The 12,094-nt window shown below is 64.4% G+C and carries 13 protein-coding genes; 5 read left to right on the forward strand and 8 right to left on the reverse strand.

Annotated features, from left to right (window positions below; all coding sequences use genetic code 11):
- Positions 1-353 precede the first annotated feature (353 nt).
- The 4 genes from P0Y50_14990 to P0Y50_15005 all read right to left on the reverse strand — a co-directional run bounded on the left by P0Y50_14990 (position 354) and on the right by P0Y50_15005 (position 3,356).
- Entirely contained in the window at positions 354-1,340 is a 987-nt protein-coding gene (locus P0Y50_14990) for a hypothetical protein (GenBank protein WEK39820.1), read from the reverse strand.
- A complete protein-coding gene (gene mobC / locus P0Y50_14995) occupies positions 1,337-1,858 on the reverse strand; it encodes a plasmid mobilization relaxosome protein MobC (GenBank protein WEK39821.1) in 522 nt (173 codons plus the stop codon). Before mobC ends, P0Y50_14990 begins: the two co-directional genes overlap by 4 nt.
- Positions 1,859-2,115: 257 nt before the next feature.
- A complete protein-coding gene (locus tag P0Y50_15000) occupies positions 2,116-2,991 on the reverse strand; it encodes a zincin-like metallopeptidase domain-containing protein (GenBank protein WEK39822.1) in 876 nt (291 codons plus the stop codon).
- A gap of 71 nt (positions 2,992-3,062) precedes the next feature.
- On the reverse strand, positions 3,063-3,356 hold the full coding sequence (locus P0Y50_15005; protein ID WEK39823.1) for a DUF736 domain-containing protein: 294 nt from the start codon (positions 3,354-3,356) through the stop codon (positions 3,063-3,065).
- Between the two features lie 586 nt (positions 3,357-3,942).
- On the opposite strand from P0Y50_15005, the gene P0Y50_15010 reads away from it, so the two are divergent.
- From P0Y50_15010 to P0Y50_15020, 3 genes are all read left to right on the forward strand, one after another.
- Entirely contained in the window at positions 3,943-4,866 is a 924-nt protein-coding gene (locus tag P0Y50_15010) for a HEPN domain-containing protein (GenBank protein ID WEK39824.1), read from the forward strand.
- Positions 4,866-5,798 carry a hypothetical protein gene (locus tag P0Y50_15015; GenBank protein WEK39825.1) on the forward strand — a complete coding sequence of 311 codons (933 nt, stop codon included), beginning with the start codon at positions 4,866-4,868 and terminating at the stop codon, positions 5,796-5,798. The genes P0Y50_15010 and P0Y50_15015 overlap by 1 nt, the downstream gene beginning before the upstream one ends.
- A gap of 82 nt (positions 5,799-5,880) precedes the next feature.
- Positions 5,881-7,239: a hypothetical protein gene (locus tag P0Y50_15020; GenBank protein ID WEK39826.1), complete on the forward strand. Its 1,359-nt coding sequence runs from the start codon at positions 5,881-5,883 to the stop codon at positions 7,237-7,239.
- 94 nt (positions 7,240-7,333) lie between these two features.
- On the opposite strand, the gene P0Y50_15025 is transcribed toward P0Y50_15020, so the two are convergent.
- Together P0Y50_15025 and P0Y50_15030 are read right to left on the reverse strand one after the other, a co-directional pair.
- Entirely contained in the window at positions 7,334-7,675 is a 342-nt protein-coding gene (locus tag P0Y50_15025) for a hypothetical protein (protein ID WEK39827.1), read from the reverse strand.
- A 35-nt stretch (positions 7,676-7,710) separates the two neighbouring features.
- A complete protein-coding gene (locus P0Y50_15030) occupies positions 7,711-8,499 on the reverse strand; it encodes a BglII/BstYI family type II restriction endonuclease (protein ID WEK39828.1) in 789 nt (262 codons plus the stop codon).
- 68 nt (positions 8,500-8,567) lie between these two features.
- Between P0Y50_15030 and P0Y50_15035 the strand changes: the two genes are divergently transcribed.
- A complete protein-coding gene (locus P0Y50_15035; protein ID WEK39829.1) occupies positions 8,568-9,185 on the forward strand; it encodes a BglII/BstYI family type II restriction endonuclease in 618 nt (205 codons plus the stop codon).
- A gap of 25 nt (positions 9,186-9,210) precedes the next feature.
- On the opposite strand, the gene P0Y50_15040 is transcribed toward P0Y50_15035, so the two are convergent.
- Positions 9,211-10,854, reverse strand: a complete 1,644-nt coding sequence (locus tag P0Y50_15040) for a DNA cytosine methyltransferase (GenBank protein WEK39830.1) — start codon at positions 10,852-10,854, stop codon at positions 9,211-9,213.
- A 232-nt stretch (positions 10,855-11,086) separates the two neighbouring features.
- Here P0Y50_15040 and P0Y50_15045 point away from each other — a divergent pair, with 232 nt between their 5' ends.
- Positions 11,087-11,368 (forward strand): AlpA family phage regulatory protein, encoded by a 282-nt coding sequence (locus P0Y50_15045; protein WEK39831.1) that lies wholly within the window; start codon positions 11,087-11,089, stop codon positions 11,366-11,368.
- On the opposite strand, the gene P0Y50_15050 is transcribed toward P0Y50_15045, so the two are convergent.
- Positions 11,365-11,817, reverse strand: coding sequence for a hypothetical protein (locus tag P0Y50_15050; protein WEK39832.1), 453 nt, complete (start codon positions 11,815-11,817; stop codon positions 11,365-11,367). The two genes, P0Y50_15045 and P0Y50_15050, sit on opposite strands and share 4 nt — an antisense overlap.
- Positions 11,818-12,094 lie beyond the last annotated feature (277 nt).

Here is a 12,094-nt window from a genome sequence, read left to right on the forward strand (position 1 = left end):
AAAATAACGAGAGGTAGAGTTCCCGATCGCAAAGCGTCCGCATGAACATCGAGAACTTGCTCTTCGAGACCATACGCTTTGGAAGTGTCGTGCTCATCATTCCCCCGAATTCACGCCACGCCCATGCGGCATCGATTCGCCTACTAGCTGCATTATATCGCTTTGCGCGTGGATTTTGCGCCCAGCGCTTTCGGCACGCGGCCACTCGGGGCGCGGGAGACTTTACATGTCATGCGAACCTTGAGGCGGTGCGACGGAGGCTGCTACATCACCAGAGACACGCCAGCGTCGTGAGGCCCGGCCGACTCGGCAACGGACCTTGCGAATGTCAGCGAGGGGTCAGGGAGCGACATTCATCGTTCCTTCTGACGGTCTGCAAACCGCTTCTCGCCATCCGGCCGAACCAAAGCTTTCCCCTGATCCTGCAGCTTCGGCAACCGACGCATATGTTCCATCAAAGCGGCGCCCAGCAACCGGTCCTCCGACCGAGCCGAGCTTGAGAGCGCGATTGCTTCGGCCGCCAATGATCGGCGTATCCTCGCCTGCCTCTCGCGCTGGCTGATTTCCCACCGCGCCGCAGCATGGCGCTCCACGCCGTCAGCCTGATAACTGTGCGATTCACGGCCACCCTGCCTCGAACAGCGCTCCCGCATCTTTTGGACCGGCGTAGGCTCTGCCCTCTGCAGCACACCCCTCGCCCGGCGCGGACTGGCTTCGGCCTCCACGCCGCGATCCCGCAACGCCTGAGCGAACCGCTGCCGCCAGACCTCAAGGTCCGCCTTTCTGGGATTGAGGCGCACGCCGTTCGACCCCAACGCTCTCACCGTCAGATGCACGTGGGGATGTCCGCACTCATCGTGCAGGGCAAACACGTAGGGAAACCGCCCCCTGAACGACTCAGCCGCGAAGGCCCGCGCCGCATCGTGCAGTCGGATCGGATCCGTGCCCCTCGGCATGCTCAGCACGATGGACCGGGACAAAGGCCGATCCTTGCGACCGCCCGGCTCCAGCATAGCCTCGACCGCCCAGTCCGATGCGAGGGCCTTGATTGCCGCCCGCCCCTCGAGCCGCTCGCCGTCCGGTTCCTCCAGGGCCAGCCTGCCGTTGCGGCTGATGTAGTCCAGATGCCGCATCAGGTGGCCGCCGTCGCGGGTCCTGCCGGTGACCTTGACCATCACCTCCGGCGCGCGCCGGATGATCCGCGCCAGCTGCGCATACGCCGCCGCATCGCCGGCCCGTCCGGGCGGCCTCAACACCGGCTGGGTGACGCGGGCCCGGCGCACGTCGACGGGCGGACGCAACGCCTCCTCGAAACCGAGCGGCCGGCGGAAGTCGCTCATGGTTCGACCGACCAATAGGCCAGGTTGCCGGCGAAGAGCTCGTCCAGGCCGCTCAGATGCACCCGAATCTCGGACGCGAAGGCGGCCAGCTGGGCCACCTCCAGGTCGAGGACGGCGCCCTCCATGACGGCGGTGTTGAGGGCGCGGGCGATCTGGTTGATGTTGACGCCGATGCGATGAAGCTCGCGCCGGACGCCGATCAAGGCCATCGCTTCCGGCGGCGTCAACTGCAGGCGCCCATGGAGCCGACGGCGGACGAGCATGACCGCCCACTGGGTTCGCAACAGCCCTGCGCGGCCTGCCTCCGCCTCCAGCAACGCCATGTCTTCGTCCGCCAGGCGGAGAGTCAGCTTGGCCGACTTTGCGCTGCACGGGGCTAGTTCGCGCGCTGGCAGGGGAGCCTGCGCGGCCGCCTCCATGAGCGCCCTTAGGTAGCGGGACCGTCCGCCGCGCGCGACCGCCGCCGCGTCGAAGCGGCGGGCCAGGTCGGGCGGAAGGCGAAGGGTGAAGCGGTCCATCGGAGAGCGGGTCTGTCAGACATTGCCGGCGCAAAGCCTATCCTGCCCTAGACCGCGAACCGCCTCGCCCCGCAAACCTACGGAGGCTCCCCGCCCTCCCCTCGGCGGCCACAATCGGCCGCTCGCCCGCCGCCCTGAAGGGCGCCCCAACCGAGGGCGGCGACACCCCACCATTTCCCTTCGCCCCGTATCCAAGCAAAGAAAAAGCCGCGCCCGGTCAGGACGCGGCTCAGGCTCAAAGCGTAGACGCCAGCCCATCACGGATGCGCTTCATGCAGCCAGGCGACCGCCCTCTGCGCATACGCCGCTGCCGAAAACAGGAACCGCTTGTCGGCCTTCAGCACTTCGAGCCAGTGGCCGAGATAGGCGGCGTGATCCTCGCGCGGTTCCAACTCCAGCCCGAGGTCGGCGCAGAGGAAGGCGGCCCCCAGTTCGGCGACCAGCTCCTCGCGGGCGTAGGTCTGAGCCGAGCGGCTGAAGTCACGGGCCAGCCGTGACCCGTGGCCGGTCCAGTGCACGCACTCATGACCCAGCGTGGCGTAGTAAGCGCCCGCGTCGCGGAAGGTCTCGAACGGCGGCATCTGCACATGGTCCGACGCCGGGACGTAATAGGCTGCCGATCCGCCGTGGCGGATGTCGACGCCCAGCCCGGCGAAGAAGCGCTCGACCGCTTCCAACCTTTCGTCGGGATTGACCGGCTCCGGCGGCGTCGGCCGATAGGCGTCCGGCAGGTCGTCGATCTGTTCGACGTTGAAGACGGTATAGGCCTTCAGGAACGGGATGCGTTGTTCGACCTCTTCGCCCGCATCGTCGGTTTCGGTGCGGACGATCTGGTTGGCGTAGACCACCGTGGAGCCCCTCTCGCCCTTGCGGACATGAGCGTCCAGCGCCAGTGCCTGACGGAAGGTCATCCAAGTCGGCGAGGCGAACCCTCGACTGAAGGCCTCCGACCACAGCAGCAGGACGTTGATGCCGCTATAGGGCGTGCCGTCGTGGCGGAGCGGACGGGTGACCGGATGACCGCCGGTCCAGGGCTGGGTCCACGGCCGGACGCCGGCCTCCAGCTGGTCGATGATCTGGTTGGTGATCCGGGCGTAGATGTCCGGATGATCGGGATCGGCGGGGCGCGTCATAGCGGCCTCCTCAAGGATGGATTGTTCGGATGAAGGGGCGGCGGCGCGTCGGACGCGCCGCCGCTTGCGGTTCAGCGGGACCAGATCAGGCTGTGCCCGCCCTCGATCTCGACCAGCGAGGCGTAGATCGGCGCTGGGAAGCTGGGGTCGTCCAGCTTGACCGAGAGGTATTCCCGGTTCTCGCGGGAAGTCTTCCTCCAGGCGGCGCCGAACTCGGTCTGGCCCGCGAAGATGCGGTAGTCCGGCGCCTTGTCGTCCGTCTTCTCGTTGGGGCGCAGGGTCGCGCTCTTGACGTTGAGGGTTAGGGTCTTGATCGACCCGGTGTAGCCGTCGCCCTGGGCGGTGAATGTTCCGATGGCGGCCATGTCAGTTTCTCCTTTGCTGTCGGGCCACGCCTGTCGCGGCCTCGATGGCGATCGGGAGACCGGGGGCCGGTCGGCGCGCAGGGCGAGGCCAGCAAGCCCCCGCAGCGGAGCGGAGGACCGCAAGCGAGAGTTTCTTGTCCCGCGAGGAGGCCGTCAGGCCGGGGAAGAAAGTCGAGCGCGCGGTTGCGCCCAGCCGACCGGTTTCCGGTCAAATCCGCCTTTTCGAGAGGCCGCGCCGTGGCGCGCGCAAACAGGGGAAAGACCCACAGACCGCCGGAGCATCACAAACACAGTCGACATGACCCCGGAGATCACCCCCCGCTCTGACACTTGGAGCCGCAGACCACAGCCCATATCGAAAGGGGAAAAGGTGCGGGCGTTGGAACCTCTGTGTGGAGGCCCGGGACTTTCAGGCGCCGCCGCGACGATTTTCCGGCGAACCGGCCCTACGGCGAACAGACGACGCCCTATGGAACCGGCGCCCGCAGATGCTAGCGTAGCGATTATGAGCGCGGTAGCCTAGTTGCGCGCGGATCGGGGCGTTTCGACTCTTGCGTGTCGGCTCCGCATTTCGGAGACTCCGGTCATGAAACGTCCGCTGAGGAAATTGCCGCTCGCCAAACAGCGTGAACTCGACGCCGCCGTCGGGATCATTCAGGACGGCTTCGCCAAGGCCATCTCCACGCGCTGTGCCGACCGGCTGAAGAACGGCCGCATCCTCAAGATCATCCTGTTCGGCAGCTATGCGCGCGGCGACTGGGTGCACGATCCGGTCGGGCGCTACTTCTCGGACTTCGACCTGCTGGTCGTCGTGGACCACGAGGACCTGACCGACTTCGAGTTCTGGGAGGACGTGGAGAAGCGGCTGCTGGCCGAACTGTCAGCGGGCGCCATGCGCACGCCCGTCAGCCTGATCGTCCATAGCCTGGACGACGTAAACTGGAAGCTGGAGCACGGACGCGGCTTCTTCATCGACATCGCCCGCGACGGCGTGGTCCTTCAGGACACGCCAGGCGTGACGTTTTCCGAGCCGCAGCCCCTGCCGCCGTCTACGGCGCTGGAAGAAGCCACCGAGTATTTCGAGGAATGGCAGGAAGCGGCTAACGGCTTTCTCAAAGGCGCTCGGTTCTATGTGCAAGAGAACGAGCCGAAGCTGGCTGCCTTCCTCCTCCATCAGACGGCCGAGACAATCTACCAAGGCCTCTTACAGGTTCTGACATTCTACTCCCCGAAGAGCCATAACCTCATCCGCCTCCGCAACATGACGGAGCCTCTGGAGCCCCGCCTCCGTGAAGTCTGGCCCCACGACACCAAGTTCCAGAAGCGCTGCTTCGAACTGCTGCGGGCCGCCTACGTCAAAGCCCGCTATTCACGGCACTACCGCATCACCGACGAAGAACTGACCTTCCTCACCGAGCGGATCGAGGTACTTCGGCAGGTTGTAGCCGACGCGAGCGAAAGACGGATCGCGGATTTGAAGACAGCGGCCAACGACGCCAGTGAAGGCTGATGAAAGCTGACGCGGAGGGCATGACAAGCGCTGCCGATCAGCCGCTCGACAAACATGCGCGCCTCACCAAGCTCATCGCGGCCTGCAACGACGCACAGGTCGCACAAAGAGACGTGCTTCTGGCGCTGACCCGGTCCGGCGACCCGACCGAGGACTGGGAAGACTTTCGCCCGACGCTTCGCCTTCTCCTCGGCTACATCCTCGAGCGGGGATTCGCTGCGCTGCGCCTCATGACCATGCGCCACGATTTCGATGCGGAAATCCTGCTGCGGACATTCCATGAGGGCGCAGCGAAGCTCATGCTGATTGCCCTCACACCTGAGGCTGATCGCCCTGAGGTCCTCCGCGAATACTGGAGCGGCTTAGGGCAGGTCTCTGATCGCAAAACGGCCCATCGCGCAGGAATGGCTGAATCCGTTATGCCGGAAGGGCGCAGTGACAGCCGGGACTCTCTCAGGGTTCTGCAGGCCCGGCGTTCGCAGCGCGGCGAACAGACGCTGGATAGGAATGAACGGAGGCGTCTGGAGCAGAAGTGGAGCCTGCCGGAAGTCCTGAAGGCCATAGACAGACTTTTGAAAGCCGAGAGACCTGAAGCCGTCGCCCTCCTGCACATCTACGGCATGGCCAGCCATTTGGCACACGCGGACAGTCGCGCTCTGGAACTAACACTGGACCGGAGCTTCAGATCGCCCGAGGAGAGAGCGGGACTCGAGGCCTCCCACGTGGCCCGCATGCTGTCGGATATCGCCATGGTGGGCGCCTTCTGCACGCTCTTAACCGCCGAGGCGGCGGGCGGCGCGCGCGAGGAACTGACACCGGCGATGACGAAAGCTCAGGCGGTAGCCGCCGATGCAGACGTGATCATCCGCGAGTTCGACGAAACGCAACGCGAGTTCAACAAGTCGATCCTCGGCGAAGAGGTGTCTACGTAGAGGTGCCGCAGGTCAGGCTCTGCCATGGCGCTTCAACAGCCGCAGCGGCCTTTACTTGTGATCAATGATGAAAGGGCGGACCATGCCGAAGTATCCATTTCCCGACGACATGTTCACGCCGCCAGAGGATCGACCTCACGACTGGCCTGACGATCCTGAACTTCGTCGGGCGGTGGACTGGTTCAAGTCGAAGATGACGGCGGACGAATGGGAGGCTCGACGACTCACCGCCGCCGAGCGGCTCTATGACGCGGCCTTGCACAACATCACTGACACCAAGGGGCGCTTCTTCGAAGCGCGCGACACCTTCGGCTGGTATCTGTTCCTGGCCGAAGCCAATCTGGACCATGTCTGGAACTATGAGCCGGTGTTCGGCTCGCGTGTCATCCCCGTGTTCAAGGCTATCGGCCGGGACTTCGACGCCCTCAAGACGGTTGTAGGAGTCGAAGATCGCGTCGCCGAAATCGTGGGCAAGAACCGAAGCCAGCCGAACGGCGGACTGTTCGAACTGCTCGTGGCGTCGGCCTATCTGCGGGAAGGCGCCGAGGTGGCGTTCGTCCCTGAGCAACCGGGCGTGGCGAAGACCCATGATCTGAACGCCACAATCGGCGGTGTCACCTGGGCGGTCGAATGCAAACGGATGGAGGTAGGCGACACGGGCGACCGCGAACGCAATCGTATTCGCGAACTCTGGAATCCCATCGCGCATCACCTCGCCAGAGCCGGTCGCAGCATCCTCGCCGAGGTGGAGTTCCACGTTCCGCCGCAGGATTTGCCCGACGATCACCTAGTACGGCGGGTCGCCCCGGTCGCCTTAGGCGGATCCCAATCCGTCGCATGGGACGACGCCAGCAGCACCGGCGTCGTCAAGCCGTTGGACATGGGACCGGTCAAGGCCGTGCTTGCGGATAACGATCTGATGCAGGGGAGCAGCCGCCTCATGGAGCTGCTGACCGGACGCTATGTCCGCAACATGCCCTACAACACCGTGCTGAAGGCCAAATTCGGCGGCAACCCACGCTACATCACCGATCTCGATCTGGCCATCGTGCTCCGGTACGAGGTGACCGCCGAAGCCGCCATCGACGCCAAGGCGCGAGACATCTTTCGTAAGTTGCGTGAGGCGAACCAGCAGCTTCCCTCTGATCGACCAAGCGTTGTGCACATCGGTTTCGAAGCGGTCGAAGGCGACCGCATCGAAAAGGCGCGCTACGAGAAAATCCTCACGACCACTCAGAGGTTCGATCCAGAAGGCAAGCCGCTGGAGTGGGTCTATTGCCACTACTTCGTGCCCGAGAGCCCACCAGACGAATCTTGGGCCTTCGATGAGACGACCCAGTGGGCAGCGATACGCCCCCAACACCCCATGCCGCTCAACAAACCCTTCCTGATCATGCCCGAGAGCGCCGATGGGCGAACGGGACCACATTGGCAGCTTTGATTTGGGCATCGCTGTGCAGTTCGAATAGCACAGGCTGTTCCGCCGGTCGGCCGCACCCCGGAGTTGGGTGCGGCCGAGTTGCTATTGCTTGCGCCTATTCAGCCGCGAACGGATAGGCGTCATCTTCGGACGACGCCGCCTCCGCGTCAGGTTCCTTGACCAACGCCGTGCGCAGCACTGGCGGGAGCCATCCCCTGCCCTCCAGCAGCCGTTCCGCCGCGTCGGCCATGTCGGCCTTCTTCATCCCGGCGATCCGCCCGGCCTCCTCGGCGCCGACCGCCTCGGTCACCGCCTCCAGCATCCGCGCCTTGGACACCCGCGAGAAATACCCTGCCGCCGTCGCCGACCACGTCCCGGCCATGTTCAGACCGACCGCCGTCGCCAGAGTCTCGGCCTGGGTCAGGGCGCCGGGCCTGCGGTCGTGCGGGTCACGCACGGCGTAGAGGCCGACGCCCGCGCAGAGACCGCCGCCTATTCCTCGGCCGCTTCCTCCGCGGCCTCGACCTCCGCCAAGGCCGCACGCCCTTCATGGAAGGTGACGATCGTGTCGGGCAATCCGATGAGCACCATGGGGCACGGATTGCCGACCCCGCGATGGATGCGGTCCTCCAGCTTGCGCCAGTGGGTCGTCGCTTCGCCGAACTTGTCCGAGACGAACTGGCCCGTAAAGGCCTCGCGGAAGGTCGCGCCACGCCCGACCCGAGCGAGGATGTTGCGGCGCTGGCGCGAGGTCGGCTCATAGCCCCACTGGGCCATGTCCTCGAAAGATTGGATTTGGCGCTCATCCAGGAAGCGCGCCACCAGGCCGCGCATCCCCTCGTGCAGGCTCCGGCCGCGCGTGACCACCACGCCGACCGAGATAGCGCCGTCTGCATGCAGCCGTTTGAAATTCTCCAGGTCCCGGTCGAAGAACGGGTCCTTGTTGTTCCACTCGATTTCGAGCGCGACGCGTTCGCCGCTCTCGAGTTGCCGGACGTGATCGACGATGTGCGATTGGCTCTCGCGCTTCACGCCATTGACCGACCGCTCGACCACGAACTCCGTCTTGGGCCAGGCCAGGGCGGTCAGGGCGTTGCGCAACCGCTGGGTGCCCTTGGCCTCCCCGCCCCCGCCGGCGATGATCTCCTCGATCGGGATGGTGGCCTCCAGCAGGGCCGATTCCAGTTCTTCGGCGGCGCCTGGGAAGTCCGCCGCCAGGATCGCGCGTGCGTGCGAATGGAATTCGACCTGGAACCCCTTTTCGATCAATGCCTCGAACATCGCATCATTCCCCCTGCTACAGGTGACTCCTAACTTGAGTCGCTCCAGGATGCGGGCGGAGGCCTGAATTGCGGATCGCCAAGACCTATTCCCACCTGAACGGGCTCGAGTTTCTGGAAGCGCGACAGCCCAAGTTGCTGGCGGAGTTGCGCCTGGTCATCGACGATGTGGACGCCGAGGCGTGCCGCACCAAGGAATCTCTCGAAAAGCGAAAGCTGGGTCGCACGCTCTATTCCCCCAGGGCCTTGAACGAGGCGATCCATAGGGGCTTCTCGCAATGCCCCGGCGCTTGGGAGTCCGTGCGCACGGACTACTGGGTCTGCGAAGATGCGGAGATCAATCGCCGGATCATCGACCTTCCGCTGGACGAGCAGCAGCAGATGATCCGAGAGGCGGGCTTCGAGCCGATCCGGTCCTACAACCAGACCGACTTCGTGAAGGACAGGGTCGCCGTCGAGGTCCAGTTCGGCAAATACGCCTTCGTCGCCTACGACCTGTTCGTGAAGCACCTGGCCTTCTATGTGGCCGGCAAGATCGACGTCGGCATCGAAATCCTGCCCATGAAGTCGTTGCAGGCCGAGATGTCGTCAGGTCCTTCCTGCTACGAAAAGGAGCTGCACAACCTGATGCGGGGCGGACGCGGCGTTCCGCCTGTGCCTCTGGTGGTCTTTGGTGTCGCGCCCTGACAGCGGCGTCGGTCCTGCATCCGACCTAGGCGGCCTTCCGGCGCGATTTCGGGAAGCGGCCGACATTGAACCAGTCGCCCACGATCAGGCCGGCGAGGATCGCCTTGGCGTTCCGCGCCAGCTTGGCGCTTCCCGGAATCATAGAAGGCGGCTCGTCGCCTCCGACGACGCTCAGGACATAGGCGGAAGCCAGCGATTCATTGCCCTCCTGCGCAGCCCAGGCCTCGATCGCCGTCTGGAGCTCGGCGGCGACGGCGGCGAGGCAGTCCACCACATCATAGGGATCATGGCCGTCGCCCTTGTGCGACCAGGCGGCTTGGAGGCTCTCGCCATTGGCGTCGACTAGCCTGGCGTCGATGCGCTCCAACTCCGTCCAGACCCGATCGAAGGTCGCCTGGCGCAACAGCGTCTCCGATAGCTCAGCAAAGACGCTCCCGTCCAGATCGACCTCGCGGACGTCCTTCGAGGGCCCGAAGAAGAACCGCACCTTCCAATCGACGCCGGACCGGCGGGAGCCGTTCGAAAGCTCGAACCGCATTCCGCTCTTGAAGCGGAGCCCTGGAATGGCCGCCCGGAAGGACCGGTCAGCCGGATAGGTCCGCCCGGCCTTCTCCGGCGGCGTGGGCTTCGGCAGGACTTCAGGCAAGTCGAGTTCGTCCGCGCCCATGGACAGGCCCTTGAACGCCTTGGCGCTCACGTCCTTGGCGGCAGACGCCAGCAGATAGGTGAAGGTCGGGGGAATGGCGTTGCCGACCATCTTGGCCTTTTCCGCGAAGGAGCGGGCGTAGAACTGGTAGTTGATCGGAAAGCCCTGAAGGCTCGCGCGTTCGCGGATGGTGAGCCTGCGGAACGATCCAGGCCGTACCGGGTCCTCGATCACGATGCTTTCACGGGAGACACGCGTGCAGGTCGCCGTCACCGTGCGGGAGGGCTCTTCGAGCCGGTCAGGGAAGGCCATGTTGTTGTAGACGGCGTGGAACACCTTGGCGTCCCGGTTCATCCGCAACTCTTCCCCGACCAGGGCCGGCTCCGTCTCCATTTCGGTCAGGGACGCGGCCGGCAGGCGACCGCCCCAGATCGGGTCCGTCACCATGTCGCCGTCCGCGCTGAAGGCGCGAACCACATCGCCGAGCGTCCGGCGCTTGAGCTTCGGCTTGTAGGCGTCGATCAGAGCCATGGGGATGTTCGACGCAATGCAGCGGCGCCGCGCTTGCGCCGCGCCATAGTCGGAAAAGTCCACCACCTCGATCAGCGGGTTCAGATGGCGGAAGCGATGCAACGGATGACCCTTGGTCGCGAAACCCGCCCGCATGAACTCCGCCACGCGCGGCACGTTCTCCATCGCCCACCAGCGGGGCTTGAGGTGGTCCACCACCTCGAAGAAGCGGACGAGATCCTTCAGACCTTCTGCGAGATCGCCGCTACCGCCCCGGTTCGCATAGGAGAATTCGGTGCAAGGCGGACTGCCGACGACGAGATCGATATCGCGCGGCAAGTCCTCCAGCTTCAAAGTCCGGACGTTCGTGACGGTCAGGTCGCCGCCGTGGTTGCCGTTATGCGTATCGACCGCCGGCCGCCACCATTCATAGGAGGCCACGACCTGAACGCCGGCCAGACGCAGCCCAAGGCTCCATCCCCCGATACCTGCGTAGAGGTCGATTGCGCGCAACAGAATCCACTCCGGCGCGACTCGCGCCCATGATCATTTCATGAACACCGAGTGTAGCTGACTACGATCACGCCGCAAGATCCAAATGTCGCGCTCATCTCATTCCGACGTTGTGCGAACATAACCGAGAACAACCCGAAGCCTGGCGGAAGCGATTGTGCCGGGGGGATCTTACGCGTCGACCCTTCGGCGCCGTTCGGATTCCCTTGAGTCGCACCAGGGAGACTTCGACATGGGACAACCTCAGACCGCTCTGCCGCGCACGATCAAGAAAGCCGAACTTCGCCAGATCGTGCCGCTCGCCGACAGCACGATCTGGGAAATGGAGCGCAAGGGGGAATTCCCTCGCCGGTTCCTGCTTACGCCACGATGCGTGGTCTGGGATTTAGCCGAGGTCGAAGCGTGGCTCGCCCTGCGACGCAAGCATCCGATCAAGCCGGCGCAAGGCCCAGATGTTCGCCTACGCCGTTCGCGTCCTGTCGCTTCTCACCGCGCGGCGAAATGGCAGGCCTAAGTCGGCGGTCCGGGCGCCCTGGTGCTGATCTTCACTGCCTCGTCATCCTCGACGTCGGCCAACGAAATGGCCATCACGCCTTCGTCGATGATAATCCCGCGGCCCAGTTCGTCGCCTTGCCGTGTCAACCGATAGACCGTCACCGCCTCAAAGTGGCTGATGGTCAAGTAGCCGCGCTCCGCCAGCCATTCACCATGGCCCCTGACGGCCTCACGGCTGGTCCGGAGCCCGATTTCTTCTAAGAGATTAGCAAGGAAATCGATGTTGCTCGCGCCGGCACCCCACCGAAGCATGCGCATCATCCACGCCCGCGTTGCCTTGGCTGTGGCGCTCTCGGCGGCATCTTTGATTGTGCGCACGGAAAGCGGCTGATCAGAACACTTGGTCATTGCTCTCGATTTTGTCGCGCCTGATGAGCGCATCTCATCAATCTGTACCGTCACTGGCATGCTGGCCACCTTCTGCTTACTTTTCTTCCCATTCCATCCCCATTTGGATCGCGCGGCCAGTTAAGTCGAACCTACTTCACTCTGTTGCTTCAGCCACATTCGCTGAACTTAGCCGTGCCGGACAGCTGACTTCTCCTCCGCGCCAATAGCCGCCGTTGGACCACCTCCAGAAACAGGACGCTCAGCACCTACTCAGAGACTGGACGATCAGGCTTGCGGCGGCCATAGACCACAATGGCAGCTTGTATTAACATTCAGCCAAGCTTGCGCGAGCGGC

The sequence above is a fragment of the Candidatus Brevundimonas colombiensis genome (genome assembly GCA_029202665.1).
GTDB lineage: Bacteria > Pseudomonadota > Alphaproteobacteria > Caulobacterales > Caulobacteraceae > Brevundimonas > Brevundimonas colombiensis.

What these genes read in the sequence shown, in the direction of transcription:
- P0Y50_15015 (WEK39825.1), top strand. Translation starts at nt 4,866, where the DNA reads ATGAAAGCTGACGCGGAGGGCATGACAAGCGCTGCCGATCAGCCGCTC.
- P0Y50_15010 (WEK39824.1), top strand. Translation starts at nt 3,943, where the DNA reads ATGAAACGTCCGCTGAGGAAATTGCCGCTCGCCAAACAGCGTGAACTC.
- P0Y50_15005 (WEK39823.1), bottom strand. Translation starts at nt 3,356, where the DNA reads ATGGCCGCCATCGGAACATTCACCGCCCAGGGCGACGGCTACACCGGG.
- P0Y50_15030 (WEK39828.1), bottom strand. Translation starts at nt 8,499, where the DNA reads ATGTTCGAGGCATTGATCGAAAAGGGGTTCCAGGTCGAATTCCATTCG.
- P0Y50_14990 (WEK39820.1), bottom strand. Translation starts at nt 1,340, where the DNA reads ATGAGCGACTTCCGCCGGCCGCTCGGTTTCGAGGAGGCGTTGCGTCCG.
- P0Y50_15020 (WEK39826.1), top strand. Translation starts at nt 5,881, where the DNA reads ATGCCGAAGTATCCATTTCCCGACGACATGTTCACGCCGCCAGAGGAT.
- P0Y50_15045 (WEK39831.1), top strand. Translation starts at nt 11,087, where the DNA reads ATGGGACAACCTCAGACCGCTCTGCCGCGCACGATCAAGAAAGCCGAA.
- P0Y50_15050 (WEK39832.1), bottom strand. Translation starts at nt 11,817, where the DNA reads ATGCCAGTGACGGTACAGATTGATGAGATGCGCTCATCAGGCGCGACA.
- mobC (WEK39821.1), bottom strand. Translation starts at nt 1,858, where the DNA reads ATGGACCGCTTCACCCTTCGCCTTCCGCCCGACCTGGCCCGCCGCTTC.
- P0Y50_15000 (WEK39822.1), bottom strand. Translation starts at nt 2,991, where the DNA reads ATGACGCGCCCCGCCGATCCCGATCATCCGGACATCTACGCCCGGATC.